Source organism: Phycicoccus avicenniae (assembly GCF_018139485.1).
GTDB lineage: Bacteria > Actinomycetota > Actinomycetes > Actinomycetales > Dermatophilaceae > Phycicoccus > Phycicoccus avicenniae.
This window is the reverse complement of record NZ_JAGSNF010000023.1, coordinates 36,255-51,874: the sequence shown is the minus strand read 5'-3', so window position 1 is coordinate 51,874 and position 15,620 is coordinate 36,255. Positions and strand designations below refer to the sequence as shown.

Below are 15,620 nucleotides of genomic sequence, written 5' to 3'. Positions count from 1 at the left end.
GCGCAGCGGGTCACACGCGCCCGGCCGCGCTCCTGGTCGTGGTGGTGGTGGTGGGCGGTGGCTCCGGGACGGCGCACGACACCTCGCCGCGCAGCCGTGCGCGCAGGGCCCACGCGAGGAGCGCCACTCCGGCGACGGCGAGGACCGGCTGGACCGGGGCGAACCACTGGAGGGCTCCGGCATACCCGAGGGCGAGGAGGACGACCTTGTTGCACACGGGGCACCCCACGGCGAAGAAGGCGAGCAGGCCGCCCGCGAACCCCCGCCGGTCGACGGTGGGCTCGGCGGCGGCCGCGCCCGGCTCGCGGACGTACGTGGCGAACAGCAGGCCCGACAGCGCCGCAGTGACGGCGAGGACCGGCCAGGCCCACCAGGTCGTCGGGATCTCCCGGCCGAACACCGGAGTCGGCAGCATCGCCGTCGGGACGGCCACGACGAGGACGGTGACGGCGGCGGCACCAAGCGCCGCCCACCAGCGGCGGGGGGACCACGCACGAAGGACGTCGAGCATCGGCCGAGGATACCCCGGCCGGTATCCACACCCGGAGTGGGGGGTCGTCGCGGAACCCGCCGGGTCCGGAGCGTCCCCTCCGGATCCGGAGCATCCCGGCACACCCCCTTGTCTCCCGACCCCGACGGGCCGCGCGCCCGGCACCGGGTGGTCGCCGAACCCTCCACATGTGGAGGGTTCGCTCCACGGGTGGAGCGTTCCGTGACCACCCCTGCTCCGGGGCCCGCCGACAGCCGGGCCTCACCGGCGGTGGCGCGGTCTAGGGTCGAGGGATGACCTCAGCACCTCCGGGCCCGCGCCGGGCCCTCGTCACCGGTGGGGCGTCCGGCCTCGGCCGTGCCCTCGTCGCCGGCATGCTCGAGCGGGGCGCCCGTGTCCTCGCGTGCGACCTCGCCGAGGAGCGCCCCGCCGACCTGCCCGCGGGCGCCGACTACCTCACGCTCGACGTGCGCCGCCAGCAGGACTGGGACGCCGCGCTCGCCTGGGTCCGGGAGGCGTGGGGCGGGCTGGACCTCCTCGTCAACAACGCCGGCATCGCCGCGGGCGGCCGGATCGACGTCGAGGCGATGGCCGACTGGGAGCGCATCGTCGAGGTCAACCTGCTCGGTGTGGCCCGCGGCTGCCACACGATGACCCCGCTCCTGAAGGAGCAGCGCAGCGGGCACATCGTCAACGTCGCCTCCCTCGCGGGACTCGTCCACGCGCCGGCGATGTCGAGCTACAACGCGACGAAGGCCGGGGTGGTCGCGCTGTCCGAGACCCTCGGCTTCGAGCTGCGCCCCTGGGGGATCGACGTGAGCGTCGTCTGCCCGGCCTTCTTCCGCACGAACCTGCACTCCTCGTTCGCGGGCAAGGACACGGCCATGCAGGAGGCGGGGACGAAGCTCATCACGACCGCGTCCGCGAGCGCCGAGGACGTGGCCGCTGTCGTCCTCGACGGCATCGAGAAGCGGAAGCCGGTCATCCTCACCGACCGTGTCGGACGCCAGGCGTACTTCGGCAAGCGGTTCGCGCGGCCGCTCTACGACCGGCTCATGCACGGCCAGGCGGCGCGGCTGGCCCGTCGCGTTGGCCACGACCCGGAGGAGTACCTGCCGTGACCCACCGCACGACGATCATCACCGGCGCCAGCTCCGGCCTCGGCGCCGAGACGGCCCGCCAGCTCGCGGCCCGCGGCTGGGACCTCGGCCTCGCCGCCCGGCGCACCGACCGGCTCGAGGCCCTGCGCGAGGAGATCGTCGAGCGCACCGGCCGCCGGGTCGAGGTGCGCGCGCTCGACGTCACGGACGCGGGTGCCGTCCGGGAGACGGTCCAGGCGTTCCGCACCGACTTCGGCACCCTCGAGCGGGTCGTCGTCAACGCCGGGCTCGGCAAGGGTGCGCCGCTCGGGACCGGGCGCCCCGAGGCCAACCGCGAGACCGCCGAGGTCAACGTCCTCGGCGCCCTGGCCCAGACCGAGGCGGCGATGGAGGTCTTCCGCGCCCAGCACCACGGCCACCTCGTCCTCGTCTCGTCCGTCGCGGCGCTGCGCGGGCTGCCGGGCGCCGTGACGACGTACGCCGCGACGAAGGCGTTCGTCGCGACGCTCGGCGAAGGGCTGCGGCACGAGCTCGTCGGACGCCCCGACCTCGACATCCGGGTCTCGACGATCCACCCCGGCTACATCCGCTCGGAGATGAACGAGCACGTGCGCGGCACCCCGTTCATGGTCGACACCGTCCCCGGCGTGCGGGCGATGGTCGAGGCCATGGAGGCGGAGAAGCCGTCCGCGCGCGTCCCGGCGTGGCCCTGGGTGCCGGTCGGGGCGGCGATGCGGGCGGCGCCGCTGCCGCTGCTGCGCCGGATGACCGGCGGTCACGCCTGACGCCCGACGCCTCCGTCCGCGGTGGCGGCCCGGGGCCGTCGCGGGTCAGTCCCGGGAACGCTCGGCCCGCAGCGCGAGGTAGACCGCGCGGACGCCGACCGCGCGCTCCAGCTCTCGGGTGACGAGCGAGAAGAACTGGTGCCGGTAGGTGTCGTCGGTGACGGCGCTGACGGTGAAGTACAGGCCGGAGAAGGCCGACAGGAAGAACGAGACCTTGACGAGCTGCACCGACACGCTCGGGACGTTCGGGATGCCCTGAACGGCCTCGAGGCCGGTCCAGTTCAGCTGGGTCTGCTCCTGCATGATGATCGACCCGAAGAGCAGGAGGAAGAGGAAGACGCCGAACACGAGGACGACGACCTGGACGAGCTGGATGACGAGCAGCGCGAGGATGAGGTTCCAGCGCTCGAACCCGGTGACCATCGCGTACGACGCGGGGTCGGCGTCCTCGTCCGCGAGGAGCCGCGCGCACTCCTCCTCCATGGGTGTCCCGGCGCACGTGCGGCGCAGGAACTCGTCGTCGACGGCGTCATCGAGGGCGTCGACCTCCTCGGGCAGCCGGACGAGGAGGAAGACGACCCCGGAGCCGACGAGCAGCAGCGCGACGACCCAGTGCGTGGCGAAGGACAGGCTCGCCGTCATCTCCCACGCCTCGGCGTTGATGAAGAGGAACGCGACGAACACGAGGAGCAGCGGCAGGGCCCGGGTCAGCGTCGAGGCCAGGAGCCGGACGCTCGTCACGGTGCGGGTCGCCGCGAAGGTGAGGATCGGCCGGGCCCGCAGCGCCGTCGCGACGTAGAGCACGCCCGCGACGACGGCGAGCGAGAGCCACGCCGCGGGGGCGGTGCTCACCTGCTGCGACACCCGGCCGAGCAGCCCGCCGAGGGCGGCGATGACGACGACGGCGAGCCCGACGAGCGGCAGCGCGCGGCGCGGGCGCAGCGCCGCAGCGGCCTTCTCCCGCTCACCCGGGACGAAGTAGGACAGCCCGTTCGCGAGGAACCAGCGCTCGGTCGCGGCGAGCGGGTCCTCGCTCCGGCGCCGACGCGGCAGCCGGGGGCGGCGTCGGTCGGCGTCCGTCATGCGGGCGAGCCTACGGTGCCGTCCGGCCGGTCGTGGGCGGTGGCGATACTGGGGCGATGGGAACCGTCGCCGTGCTCAGCCGGCTGCCCGGGACCGCCGTCGAGCGGCTCGGACGGCATCACGAGGTCCGCTACCGGGACGAGGACTCCGCCCCGCCCGACGCCGAGCTGCCCGGGCTCGTCGAGGGCGCGGACGCGGTCGTCGCGACGCTCGGCCAGCGGGTCGACGCCGCCCTGCTCGACGCGGCCGGACCGGGGCTGCGGGTCGTCGCGAACGTCGCCGTCGGCTACGACAACGTCGACCTCGACGCCTGCCGCCAGCGGGGGGTCACCCTGACGAACACCCCCGGGGTGCTCACCGACGCGACCGCCGACATCGCCATCTCGCTCACCCTCATGGTGACCCGACGGCTCGCCGAGGCCGAGCGGGTGGTCCGGTCCGGGCAGCCGTGGGGCTGGGGGATGTTCCAGCTGCTCGGCAGCTCCGTGCAGGGCCGGACCTTCGGGGTCCTCGGGCCGGGGGCCATCGGGCTCGCGACCGCCCGCCGGGCCCGGGCGTTCGGGATGGACGTCCTGCTCCACGGGCGGTCCGAGCCGGACCCGGACGCCGTCGCGGAGCTCGCCGCGGAGGTCGTCGGCTTCGAGGACCTGCTCGCCCGGTCCGACGTCCTGTCGGTCCACACCCCGCTCACCGCGGCGACGCGCCACCTCCTGGACGCCGACGCCCTCGCCCGGATGCGTCCGACCGCCTACCTCGTCAACACCGCTCGCGGTCCGGTCGTCGACGAGACCGCCCTCGTCGCGGCGCTCGAGGCGGGACGGCTCGCCGGGGCGGGGCTCGACGTCTTCGAGGACGAGCCCGCCGTCCACCCGGGCCTGCTGGAGCGCGACGACGTCGTCCTCCTGCCGCACGTCGGCTCGGCGACGCTCGAGACCCGGACGGCGATGGCCGACCTCGCCGCCGACAACGTCGTCGCGGTGCTCGACGGGCGGGACCCGCTCACCGCCGTCCGTTGACGGGGCGTCGGGTCAGACCGACGTCGGGGGCCGCAGGGTGAACGAGCGCCCGGTCATCTCGTCCACGGTGATGGCGACGACGACCTCGCGCATCCCCTCGAGCCACGGGCGACGGGGCAGAAGGTCGGCCTCCTCGGCCTCGGCGCCCCGCAGGACGTGCGCCCGGCCACGGATGACGACGCTGCGGGCGCGGAAGCCGTCGACCTCGTCGATCTCGAAGGCGACGTCGGCGTCCATCGTCATCCCGAGCAGCTTGCTGCCCTCCGCGGTCCGCAGCACGACCCGACCGTACCGGTCGACCGCGTAGTTCACCGGGGTGATGTGCACCTCGTCGCCGAGGTGGAAGGCGAGCCGGCCGAGCTCGTGGCGCTCGAGCATCTCGCGGGCGTCGGTGCTCGACAGGTCGGTGACGGGTGTCGTGGTCATGACGTGCTCCCGGGTCCGGGGATCTACTACTACCAAGCGTAGTACCAATGCCCCGGGTCGGGAAGCCCCGACCGGGCCCGGGGGGGTGTGACGCGCGCCGGCGTCAGCCCTCGAGCCGCTCGACCTCGAGCGTGAAGTCGTGGGCGCGCAGCCGCTCGACGAGCGGTGCCCCGAGCGCTGTCGCCGGGGTGAGCACGCCGGCGGCGTCGGGCAGCCCCTCGCCCGCGACGAGGGCGAGGGCGCTCTGGCCGAGCATCACCGCGGTGCCCGAGTAGCCGGGGTCGTACGGCGCCGCGACGGTGGACCGGTAGCGCCGTCCGTCGCTCGCCTCGGCGGTGACCTCCATCCGGAACCGTCCCGAGGCCATCGCCTCTTCGCTCGGTCCCTCACCCGGGGCGGGGAGCATCCGGTCGAGGACGGAGCGGGTCGGGCGGAACGCCATCCCCGCGAGGGCCGCCAGCAGCCCGGCGGACACCGCGCTCGCCGTCACCGCACCGCGGGCGCCGGGACCGTAGTCGCTGTACTCCGCGTACCGGAAGCCGTCCCCGTACCCGAGCAGCGAGGCCGACCGGGCGACCACCCGGGTGTTGAAGGCGGCCATGACGAACGGGCCGGTGAAGTGGTCGGTGCCCTTCTCGCGGCGGACCGGTGAGGCCTTCGCGAGCCGGGCGAGGGCGCCCGCGGGGCCAGGGCGCCGCGCACCGGCGGAGGAGGGTCCCGAGGCGCGGGCGGGCCGCCCGCCCTCGGCGAGAGCCCACGGGTCGCCCGCGACCTTGCGCAGCGCCGGGTCCGAACGCATCTCGATGGCCTGGGTGCGGGCCGAGTCGATCGTCCCGCCGCTGAAGCCGCCCTTCATCCGGCGGACGGCGAGCGAGGTACGTCCGAGCCGCGCGCCGTCCTCGCGGGCGGCCTGCGCGCAGAGCAAGACCCCGAGGTCGGACGGGACCGAGTCGAACCCGCACGCGTGGACGATGCGCGCCCCGGTGCGCTGCGCCTCGGCGTGCGCCGCGGCGATGCTGCGGTGGACGAAGAGCACCTCGCCGGTGAGGTCGCAGTAGTGCGTCCCGGCCTCGGCGCAGGCGCGCACGAGCGGCATCCCGTGCCGGGCGTAAGGACCGACCGTCGTCACGACGACCCTCGAGCGGGCGGCGAGGTCGGCGACGGCGGCCTCGTCGGCGGCGTCGACGACGAGCAGCGGCCAGTCGGCGGAGGCCCAGCCGAGGTCGGTGCGCAACGCCTCGAGCCGCTCGGAGGAGCGCCCCGCGAGGGCGATCCGGGTCCCCGAGGGGGCGTGCTCGGCGAGGTGGCGCGCCGTGAGCCGGCCGACGAACCCCGTCGCGCCGAACAGGACGATGTCGAACTCGCGCTCCGCAGTCACCGGGTCAACCTACCGCGCGGTAGCGAGCGGGATCAGGACGCGAGGCCCGGGTGCACCCGGGCCAGGACGTCGGCGTAGCGCTCGCGGGCCTCGGCGCCGGAGGCCGCGTCGGTCGGCTCGGCCGTGGCGTCGACCGGGACGTCCCAGGCGGGCGCCGCGTCCTCTCCGGACAGCGCCCACGCGGCCTGGCGCGCGGCGCCCACCGCGACGTACTCCCCGGGCGCGGGGACCGCGACGGGCGCCCCGAGGATGTCGGGGGCGATCGTCCGCACGGCCCGCGACTGCGCCGCCCCGCCGATGAGCAGGACGCGCTCGACGGGGGCGCCGGTGTCGCGGACGGCCTGCACGGCGGCCGCCATCCCGAGGAGCATGCCCTCGACGACCGCACGGGCCAGGTGCTCCGGGGCCGCGTTCTCGCGGGTCAGCCCGTGCACGGTGCCCGTCGCCGTCGGCAGGTTCGGGGTCCGCTCCCCGTCGAGGAACGGCAGGAGCGTCAGGCCCCCCGCGCCGGGTGGGCCGGCGAGCGCGAGGGCGTCGAGGCCGGCGAGGTCGACCCCGAGCATCGACGCACCGGAGGTGAGGACGCGGGCGGCGTTGAGCGTGCACACGAGCGGCAGGAAGCCGGCCTCGGCGTCGGCGAAGGACTGGACGAAGCCGCGGGCGTCGGCGCTCGGGCGGTCGTGGCGGGCGTACGCCGTCCCGCTCGTGCCGAGCGAGACGACGCCGTCGCCCGGCCGCAGCCCGAGCCCGAGGGCGGCGCCCATGTTGTCGCCGGTGCCCGGGGCCAGGGCCAGCCCGCCGGACGTGCGACCGACGACCTCGGTCGGGCCGGCGACCCGGGGGACGGCGAGCGAGGTGCCGGCGGCGCGCTCGAGGAGGTCGGTCCGGTACTCGCGGGTGCCGGCGTCGAAGTAGCCGGTGCCGGACGCGTCGCCCGCGTCGGTCGTCCACTCGGTGAAGCCCCCGCCGGCGGCGAGGATCCTGCCGGTCAGCCAGTCGTGGGGCAGGACGCAGCGGACGGCCCGCTCGAGCGAGGCGGGCTCGTGGTCGCGGACCCAGCGCAGCTTGGCCGCCGTGATCGCCGCGAGCGGGACGATGCCGACGGCGTCGGCCCACGCCTGCGGCCCGCCGAGCTCGTCGACGATCTCGCGGGCGGCGTCCGCGGACCGGGTGTCGTTCCACAGCAGGGCGGGACGGACGACCTCGTCGTCCTCGTCGAGCAGGACCATGCCGTGCTGCTGGCCACCGACGGACAGTGCCGACACCCCGTCGAGCAGCCCGCCGGACGTCGCCTCCTCGAAGGCGCGCCACCAGTGGGCCGGGTCGACCTCGGTGGCGTCCGGGTGCGTCCCACGGCCGAGGCGCACGACCTCACCGGTCTCCGCGTCGCACACCACCACCTTGCAGGACTGCGTCGAGGTGTCGACGCCGGCGACGAGCGTGCGGTCGGTCATGGGTCCCCTCCGGGTCGGTGCGACGGTGCTGTCGCCATCCTGTCAGGCCGGACGGGTCGTTGCCCGGGGCCGGGGCGCCGGTGGATACTGGGGGGACCCGTCGGCCGGCCACGGCCGCTGGGTCCGGCCCAGGACCCTCACGCGGGAGCGGAGCCGTCCCGCCCCCGCACCGACCGAGAGGACGCGTCCTGTGACCGAGGCGACGCGCGCCGAGCCGCTGCCCGCGGCGGACGCGGTGCTGGCCGCCGAGGCCGCCCGCCGCCACTACCTCGCCGGCGAGAGCAAGGTCGACATCGCCGCCGCGATGGGGGTGAGCCGCTTCAAGGTCGCCCGGCTCCTCGAGGCCGCCCGTACCTCCGGCATCGTCCGCATCGAGATCGTCGACAGCACCGGCGTCGACAGTGCCCTGTCGGCCGAGCTGCGCACCGCGTACGGGCTCGGGCGCTGCGTCGTCGTCGACTGTCCCGACGACCCGGCCCTGCTGCGCTCGCACGTCGGCCGGGCCGGGGCGGACGTCCTGCTCGACGTCGTCCGGCCGGGCGACGTCCTCGGCCTGCCGTGGGCCCGGACGGTGAGCGCGATGATCGCGGCGCTGCCCGGCCTGCCGCCGGTGTCCGTCGTCCAGCTGAGCGGCGCGATGGTCATCCCCGGCGAGCACAGCCCCGTCGACATCGTCCGGGCCGCCGCCGCGCTCACCGGCCAGGAGGCGCACGTCTACTACGCGCCGCTCATCCTCGACGACGCCGAGAGCGCCGCGGCGATGCGTCGCCAGCCCGCCGTCGCACGGGCCGCCGCCGAGGTGGCCCGGGTGTCTGTCGCCGTGCTGTCGGTCGGGGCCTGGGTGCCGGGTCACTCGACGATCCATGACGCCGTCCCGCCGGCCGTCCGGGCCGAGGTCAAGGCCGCCGGGGCCGTCGGGGAGGCGCTCGGGGTGTTCGTCGACGCCGCGGGCGAGCCGGTGGGGACCGAGCTCGGCGGGCGGCTCGTCACGGTCGGGGCCGAGCAGCTGCGCGCCGTCCCGCAGACGATCGCGCTCGCGACGGGCAAGGCGAAGGCGGGCGCCGTCCGCGCGTTCCTCGTCGGCGGGTGGGTCGACTCGCTCGTCGTCGACCGCACCCTCGCGACCGAGCTGCTGCGCCGGGCCCCCGACTGAGCCCGGGGCGAGGCCCGGGGCGGGACCGCGCCCCGGGCCGGGGATCAGCCGACGGGACGCTCGCCCCGCGCCGCGAGCTGCCGGGCGTCGGCCCGCCGGTCGGCCGCGGCGACGCTCGCCGGGTCGTCGACGTCGACCCCGGCGCGGGCTGCGGCCCTGCGGGCCTCGGCGCCGTGGAGGTCGACGGGCTCGACGGGCTTCGGCTCGATCGCCGCGTCGAGGGCGGCGTACTGCCGCTGCGTCGCCGCCTGCGCGGGGGCCGTCCTGACCGCTCGGCGCTCCAGGGCCGGCCCCGCCGTCACGGTGGCGCCGGTGAGCAGCGGGCTCACCGCGGGGGTGTAGCCGGAGGCGTGGCCGGCCGAGTTCGGGTGGTAGGACTCGACGATCGGGTACGACAGGCCGTTGATCCACTCCGGGTCGTCGCACACGGCGTGCCCGACGAAGCGGGAGGTCGGGTCGGCGAAGGAGAAGCCCCGTGCGGCGGCGCGCTGCGCGGTGAGCGCGTTGAGCCGGTCGGCCGTCGCGTTGAGCCGGCTCTCCTCCGTCGGGGAGAACCACGTGAGGGCGTTTCAGTCCTCACCGTTGAAGATCCGCGGGTAGCCGACGACGGTGACCCGTGCCTGCGGGGCGCGGGCGCGGATGTCGGCGTACAGGGCGTCGAGGCGGGCCGGGAGCGTCGTGTCGATGAAGGCGCGGGCGTCGTCGATCGCGCCGTAGCAGTCGCTCATCCAGCCGGGCTGCGCGCACTCGGTGAGGACGTCGGCGAAGCCCGCGTCGTTGCCGCCGACGGAGACCGTGACGTAGGCCGTCGACGAGGACAGGGCGGGCAGCTGGGCGGCGCGCACGTCGGCGACGACCGCCCCGGAGCACGCGCGCAGGTTCAGGTCGTACCCCCGGGCGGCGGCGACGAGCGAGGGGTAGGCGGCGGGGGAGCGCAGGCAGTCCGTGCCGTCGTCGAGGTAGTCGCGGGTGCCTGTGCCCGAGGAGTAGCTGTCGCCGAGGGCGACGTACGAGGGCGCGGCGGCCTGGGCGGGGGCGATCGGGACGGCAAGTGCCGCAGCGGAAACGGTCGCGGCGGCGGCCAGGGCACGTCGTCGGGCCATGGGTCATTCTCCTGGAGTGGTGGGCGGTCCGGACACCGTAGGGCGACCGGCGCCGACGCGCGCGTCGAGCGCTGAGCGGATCGTGGAGACCTCCTTCCGTCGGCGGCGGTGAGGTCTTATGTTTGGCGCGTGAACCCAACCGGGACCGCGCCGGGCTCGCAGACGTCGCTTCGGGAGATGAACCGTCTGCGGGTCCTCGACGCCGTCCGCGAGCACGGCGCGATGACCCAGGTCGAGATCGCGACGGCGACCGGGCTGTCCGCGGCGACGGTGTCCAACCTCGTCAAGGAGCTGGACGGGGCGGGTGCGGTGCTCCTGCGCCCGAGCATCCGCAACGGCCGCCGCGCCACCCAGGTCTCGGTCGCGACGGCCCGCGGCCTGCTCGCGACCGCGGTGTTCGGGGACCGCGACGTGCGGGTGGCGGTCGCCGCCGCGTCGGACGAGGTCGTGGCCCAGAAGCGGATGCCGCTGCCCGCCGACCACCACGCCGACGAGGGCACGGACCGGGCCGCCCGGCTGGTCCACGAGCTCGTCGAGGGCGCCGGTCAGGAGATGTCCGGGCTGCGCGCGCTCGTCGTCGGGCTGCCGGCCCCGATCGACACCGTGTCCGGTCACGTCGGCAGCGACGGCATCCTGCCCGGCTGGCGCGGGACGGACGTCGCCGCCGCGATGTCGGACGCGGTCCGGGTGCCGGTGGCGCTCGACAACACGGCCAACCTGGCGGCGCTCGGCGAGTTCAAGCACGGTGCGCTGCAAGGAGTTTCGACGGGCATGTTCGTCAAGGTGTCGTACGGGGCGGGCGCGGGGCTGATCATCGGCGGCGAGCTGTTCCGGGGCAGCGCGGGGACCGCCGGCGAGATCGGGCACGTGACGATCGACGAGAACGGCCCGGTCTGCCGGTGCGGCAACCGGGGCTGCCTCGACACCTTCGTCGGCGCCTCGCCGGTGCTCGCGGCGTTGCGTCCGACGCACGGCGGCCTCACCCTGCGGGACGTCATCACCCGTGCGCTCGACGGGGACCCCGGCTGCCGGCGGGTGCTCCAGGACAGTGGTCGGCACCTCGGGGTGGCGCTCGCGGGCGTCGTGACGATGCTCAACCCCGAGGTCATCGCGATCGGCGGCCAGGTGGCCCGGCTCGGTGACCTCCTGCTCGGACCCGTGCGCGAGTCCGTCGAGCGGTGCGCCATCCCCAGCGCGGCCGCGTCGGTCGAGATCCGGGTCGGTGAGCTGCCGCCCGACGAGGCGGACGTCCGTGGGGGTCTCGTGCTCGCGGAGCAGCTGCGGGACGAGGCCGACCGGGCGGCGCTGTCGACGGGGTGACCGGGGGTCGACGTCACATCTTGAATTCACCTCTTGACGTCAAGGTGTGAAGGCGGTTGAATCCACGACGGACCGCACCACTGGGGCTGCGGACGTCATGGCACAGGAGAGACACATGACCACTCGGTTCACCCGGCTCGCCGGCGCGGCCCTGGCCCTCGGGATCACCGTCTCGGGCCTCGCCGCCTGCGGCAGCGACTCCTCCGGCGGCAGCGACGCGGGGTCGGACTCCGGCTCCGGCGACGCGAAGAAGATCGCCCTGCTCCTCCCGGAGAACAAGACCGCCCGCTACGAGGCCTTCGACAAGCCGCTCTTCGAGGAGGCCGTCGCGGCGGAGTGCCCCGACTGCGAGGTCGTCTACAGCAACGCCGAGCAGGACGCCGCCAAGCAGCAGCAGCAGGCCGAGGCCGCCGTGACACAGGGTGTCGACGTCCTCGTCCTCGACGCCGTCGACGGCGAGTCGGCCGTCTCCATCGTCCAGAACGCGAAGTCGCAGGGCATCCCCGTCGTCGCGTACGACCGGTTCGTCGCCGGCTCGGACTACTACGTCTCGTTCGACAACCGCAAGGTCGGCGAGCTGCAGGGCCAGGGCCTCGTCGAGGCCATGCAGGCCGCGGGTGACGACAGCGGCGACATCGTCATGATCAACGGCTCCCCGACCGACGCCAACGCCGCCGACTTCAAGGCCGGCGCGCACAGCGTCTTCGACACGAGCGGCTACACGATCGCCGCCGAGTACGACACCCCCGACTGGAGCCCGGACAAGGCGCAGGCGTGGATGGAGGGCCAGGTCGGCTCGGTCCGCAGCGGTCTGGTCGGCGTCTACGCGGCGAACGACGGCACCGCGGGCGGCGCGATCGCGGCCCTCAAGGGTGGCGGCGTCGACCCGCTCCCGCCGGTCACCGGCCAGGACGCCGAGGTCGCGGCCATCCAGCGGGTCATCGCGGGCGACCAGGCGCTGACGATCTACAAGGCGATCAAGCCCGAGGCCGAGGACGCCGCGAAGGCCGCCCTCGCCCTCGCGAACGGCGAGACCCCCGAGTCCTCCGCCGACAAGGAGGGCGTCCCCGCGACGCTGCTCGAGCCGATCGTCGTCACCCGCGACAACGTCGCCGACACGATCATCGCCGACGGCTTCTACACCGCCGACGAGATCTGCACCGCGGAGTACGCCGACGCCTGCACCGAGCTCGGCATCTCCTGAGCCCGACCCCTCACGAAGGAGTGAGCCGACCGTGAGCACCACCACCACCCTGGCGCCCGTCCTGTCGATGACCGGTGTGTCCAAGCGCTTCGGCGCCGTCCAGGCCCTCAAGGACATCGACTTCGAGGTGGCCGCCGGGGAGGTGGTGGCGCTCGTCGGCGACAACGGCGCCGGCAAGTCCACCCTCGTGAAGACCATCGCCGGGGTGTACGCCCCGGACGGCGGGAACGTCGTCTTCGACGGCAGCCCGGTGTCCATCACCTCGCCCTCGGAGGCGCAGGCGCTGGGCATCGCGACCGTCTTCCAGGACCTCGCGCTGTGCGACAACCTCGACGTCGTCGGCAACCTCTTCCTCGGCAACGAGCGCAAGCACGGCGGGGCCCTCGACGAGGTGACGATGGAGCAGGAGTCCTGGCGCCTGCTCCGCGAGCTGAGCGCGAAGATCCCGAGCGTGCGGATCCCCGTCGCCAGCCTGTCCGGCGGGCAGCGGCAGACCGTCGCCATCGCCCGCTCGCTGCTCGGCGACCCGAAGGTCGTCATGCTCGACGAGCCGACCGCCGCCCTCGGCGTCGCCCAGACGGCGGAGGTGCTCAACCTCGTCGAGCGGCTGCGCGACAAGGGCCTCGGGGTCATCCTCATCAGCCACAACATGTCCGACGTCATGGCCGTCGCCGACCGGGTCGCGGTGCTGCGGCTCGGCCGCAACAACGGCGTCTTCCGGGTCGCCGACACGAGCAGCACCGAGATCATCGCCGCCATCACCGGCGCGACGACCAACGCCGTCACCGCGCGCGCCGCCCGGCGGGCCCCGCAGGAGGAGCAGTCGTGAGCACGTCGCAGACCCCCACCGACCCGACCGCCGTCCCGGCCGGCCCGGTCGTCCCCGCCGACCTCCAGGACGAGCGGCTCATCGCGGCGCAGGGCCTGCGCGGATGGGCGGGCGCCACGTGGGAGCGGGTCAAGTCCGGTGACCTCGGCTCGCTGCCGGTCGTCGTCGGTCTCGTCATCATCTGGGGCGTCTTCTACGCCCTCAACCCGGCCTTCATCAGCAGCCGCAACCTCGTCAACCTCAGCCTCCAGATGGTGCCGACCGGCGTCCTCGCCCTCGGTGTCGTCCTCGTGCTGCTCCTCGGCCAGATCGACCTGTCGATCGGCTCGATGTACGGGCTGTCCGGGGCGGTGCTCGTCGTCCTCTTCGTCAACCAGGGGGCGCCGATCGCGGTGGCCGTCCTCCTCGCCCTCGCGGCCGGTGCGGTCGTCGGGCTCGTCTACGGCCTGTTGTTCAACAGGTTCGGGGTGCCGAGCTTCGTCATCACCCTCGCCGGGCTGCTCGCCATCCTCGGCCTGCAGCTGCGGGTGCTCGGGACGGACGGCACGGTCAACCTGCCGTTCGAGTCCGCCATCGTCCAGTTCGCCTCGCAGATGTACCTGCCGGCGTGGCTGTCGTACGTCCTCGCCGTCGCCGTCCCGGTCGTGTACCTCGCCTCGCGGCTGCGGACCGACCGGCGACGGGTGGCGGCCGGGCTGTCCGCGACGCCGGTGACGATGGTCGCCGTGCGGGCCGCGGTCATGGGCGTGCTCCTCGTCGTGGTCGTGGCCGTCCTCAACGACGACCGCGGGCTGTCGACGATGGTCGTCCTGTTCCTCGCGCTCGTCGTCGTCATGGACCTCGCGATCCGGCGCACGACGTGGGGCCGCTCGGTCCTGGCCATCGGCGGCAACGTCGAGGCCGCCCGCCGCGCCGGGATCGACGTCAAGAGGACCTTCCTCAGCGTGTTCGTCCTCTGCTCGACGTTCGCGGCGCTCGGCGGGATCCTCGGCGCGGCGCGGCTCGCGTCGGCGAACCAGAGCAGCGGGGGCGCGGACACCAACCTCAACGCCATCGCGGCGGCCGTCATCGGCGGGACGTCGCTCTTCGGCGGCCGGGGGTCGGCGTACTCGGCGCTGCTCGGCATCCTCGTCATCTACTCGATCAGCAACGGCCTCGCCCTGCTGTCGGTGTCCGCGGACATCCGGTACATCGTCACGGGGGCCGTCCTGCTGCTCGCCGTCGTCATCGACAGCCTGAGCCGCCGCAGCCGGGCTGCACACGGACGCGCCTGACGCGGGGGCGGGACGGGTCGGCGGGACCGGGCGCGCGTAGCATCGCGGCCGTGGCTCTCACCGACCTGTCCCGTTGCTCCGCGGCGGCCCGTCATCGCGGCGAGCCGCTCGGGGGCACCGCACCGGTAGCCTCGCGGTGGCTGCTCATCGAGCACCAGGGGCCGTGGGCCAAGCAGCCCCTCGAGACCCCGCCGCTCGCGGGCCGGGTCGGTCAGGAGATCGAGGCGATCTGCGCCTCGTTCGGCGGGCGCGCGCTGCTCGTGCGTCGCCAGGGCCGTCGGGCGCTCGACCCGGGGGCCCCGCAGTGGTTCGCCGTCGACACCGTCCGCGGCTGTCGGACGCGGGGGACGTGGCGGACCGCCGACGACCTCCTCGCGGCGGCGCGCTCGCTCGGGGTCGAGCTCAGCTCGTGCGACGAGGACGCCGACCCGATGTTCCTCGTGTGCACCCAGGGGACCCGGGACGCGTGCTGCGCCGTCCGCGGGCGTCCCATCGTCGCCGCCCTGGACCGGCGCTGGCCGGACGAGGTGTGGGAGTGCACCCACCTCGGCGGGCACCGGTTCGCCGGGACGATGCTCGTCCTGCCCGAGGGGGCCTGCTACGGCTACCTCGACACGGCGGGCGTGCCCGCCCTCGTCGAGGCCCACCTCGACGGCCGGGTCGACGGGAGGCACCTGCGCGGGGTGACCCGCTGGGAGCCGGCGGTGCAGGCGGCGCAGGCGAGGGTGCTCGCCGAGTACGGGCCCGCGGGGCTCGACGAGGCGGTGCCCGGCCGGGTCGAGACCGACGCGGAGAGCGGCGTCACCCGGGTCGAGATCCTCGGCGGCGGACCGGTGCCGGAACGGGTCGTCGTCGACGTGCGGCCCGAGGAGCAGACCGATGCACCGCTCAGCTGTGGCGCCGCGGCCAAGCCCGCCGTCCTGCACCACGCGGAGATCACGAGCGCCTGACGCCCGCCGGCGTCGTCCCGCACGCCCCGTCCGCCCCACGTCTCCCATCGACCTC

16 protein-coding genes are annotated in these 15,620 nt (G+C 74.8%); 9 read left to right on the top strand and 7 right to left on the bottom strand.

Annotation, left to right across the window (positions count from 1 at the left end; translation table 11 throughout):
* Positions 1–10: 10 nt before the first annotated feature.
* On the bottom strand, positions 11–511 hold the full coding sequence (locus tag KC207_RS15730; protein WP_211604269.1) for a hypothetical protein: 501 nt from the start codon (positions 509–511) through the stop codon (positions 11–13).
* A 272-nt stretch (positions 512–783) separates the two neighbouring features.
* On the opposite strand from KC207_RS15730, the gene KC207_RS15725 reads away from it, so the two are divergent.
* Together KC207_RS15725 and KC207_RS15720 are read left to right on the top strand one after the other, a co-directional pair.
* A complete protein-coding gene (locus KC207_RS15725) occupies positions 784–1,611 on the top strand; it encodes an SDR family NAD(P)-dependent oxidoreductase (RefSeq protein WP_211604268.1) in 828 nt (275 codons plus the stop codon).
* Positions 1,608–2,375, top strand: coding sequence for an SDR family oxidoreductase (locus KC207_RS15720; protein ID WP_211604267.1), 768 nt, complete (start codon positions 1,608–1,610; stop codon positions 2,373–2,375). The genes KC207_RS15725 and KC207_RS15720 overlap by 4 nt, the downstream gene beginning before the upstream one ends.
* 45 nt (positions 2,376–2,420) lie before the next feature.
* On the opposite strand, the gene KC207_RS15715 is transcribed toward KC207_RS15720, so the two are convergent.
* Positions 2,421–3,458 (bottom strand): hypothetical protein, encoded by a 1,038-nt coding sequence (locus KC207_RS15715; protein WP_249138799.1) that lies wholly within the window; start codon positions 3,456–3,458, stop codon positions 2,421–2,423.
* Positions 3,459–3,514: 56 nt separating this feature from the next.
* Here KC207_RS15715 and KC207_RS15710 point away from each other — a divergent pair, with 56 nt between their 5' ends.
* A complete protein-coding gene (locus KC207_RS15710; protein WP_211604266.1) occupies positions 3,515–4,474 on the top strand; it encodes a 2-hydroxyacid dehydrogenase in 960 nt (319 codons plus the stop codon).
* Positions 4,475–4,486: 12 nt separating this feature from the next.
* Here KC207_RS15710 and KC207_RS15705 read toward each other — a convergent pair whose 3' ends face one another.
* The 3 genes from KC207_RS15705 to xylB form a co-directional block, all read right to left on the bottom strand.
* Complete coding sequence (locus KC207_RS15705) at positions 4,487–4,900, bottom strand: pyridoxamine 5'-phosphate oxidase family protein (protein WP_211604265.1); 414 nt, start codon at positions 4,898–4,900, stop codon at positions 4,487–4,489.
* Between the two features lie 103 nt (positions 4,901–5,003).
* On the bottom strand, positions 5,004–6,278 hold the full coding sequence (locus tag KC207_RS15700; protein ID WP_211604264.1) for a saccharopine dehydrogenase family protein: 1,275 nt from the start codon (positions 6,276–6,278) through the stop codon (positions 5,004–5,006).
* Positions 6,279–6,310: 32 nt separating this feature from the next.
* Positions 6,311–7,732 (bottom strand): xylulokinase, encoded by a 1,422-nt coding sequence (gene xylB, locus KC207_RS15695; protein ID WP_211604263.1) that lies wholly within the window; start codon positions 7,730–7,732, stop codon positions 6,311–6,313.
* Positions 7,733–7,922: 190 nt separating this feature from the next.
* On the opposite strand from xylB, the gene KC207_RS15690 reads away from it, so the two are divergent.
* Complete coding sequence (locus KC207_RS15690; protein ID WP_211604262.1) at positions 7,923–8,885, top strand: sugar-binding transcriptional regulator; 963 nt, start codon at positions 7,923–7,925, stop codon at positions 8,883–8,885.
* 44 nt (positions 8,886–8,929) lie between these two features.
* Here KC207_RS15690 and KC207_RS16975 read toward each other — a convergent pair whose 3' ends face one another.
* Both KC207_RS16975 and KC207_RS16970 read right to left on the bottom strand, forming a co-directional pair.
* Positions 8,930–9,313 carry a hypothetical protein gene (locus KC207_RS16975; RefSeq protein ID WP_249138798.1) on the bottom strand — a complete coding sequence of 128 codons (384 nt, stop codon included), beginning with the start codon at positions 9,311–9,313 and terminating at the stop codon, positions 8,930–8,932.
* A 141-nt stretch (positions 9,314–9,454) separates the two neighbouring features.
* Complete coding sequence (locus KC207_RS16970; RefSeq protein WP_249138797.1) at positions 9,455–9,988, bottom strand: SGNH/GDSL hydrolase family protein; 534 nt, start codon at positions 9,986–9,988, stop codon at positions 9,455–9,457.
* 177 nt (positions 9,989–10,165) lie between these two features.
* Between KC207_RS16970 and KC207_RS15680 the strand changes: the two genes are divergently transcribed.
* The 5 genes from KC207_RS15680 to KC207_RS15660 all read left to right on the top strand — a co-directional run bounded on the left by KC207_RS15680 (position 10,166) and on the right by KC207_RS15660 (position 15,565).
* Positions 10,166–11,308 (top strand): ROK family transcriptional regulator, encoded by a 1,143-nt coding sequence (locus KC207_RS15680; RefSeq protein ID WP_211604261.1) that lies wholly within the window; start codon positions 10,166–10,168, stop codon positions 11,306–11,308.
* Between the two features lie 115 nt (positions 11,309–11,423).
* Complete coding sequence (locus KC207_RS15675) at positions 11,424–12,512, top strand: substrate-binding domain-containing protein (RefSeq protein WP_211604260.1); 1,089 nt, start codon at positions 11,424–11,426, stop codon at positions 12,510–12,512.
* A gap of 67 nt (positions 12,513–12,579) precedes the next feature.
* On the top strand, positions 12,580–13,341 hold the full coding sequence (locus KC207_RS15670; protein ID WP_211604313.1) for an ATP-binding cassette domain-containing protein: 762 nt from the start codon (positions 12,580–12,582) through the stop codon (positions 13,339–13,341).
* Positions 13,338–14,615 (top strand): sugar ABC transporter permease, encoded by a 1,278-nt coding sequence (locus KC207_RS15665; RefSeq protein ID WP_367616055.1) that lies wholly within the window; start codon positions 13,338–13,340, stop codon positions 14,613–14,615. Before KC207_RS15670 ends, KC207_RS15665 begins: the two co-directional genes overlap by 4 nt.
* A gap of 50 nt (positions 14,616–14,665) precedes the next feature.
* Positions 14,666–15,565, top strand: coding sequence for a ferredoxin family protein (locus KC207_RS15660; protein ID WP_211604259.1), 900 nt, complete (start codon positions 14,666–14,668; stop codon positions 15,563–15,565).
* Positions 15,566–15,620 lie beyond the last annotated feature (55 nt).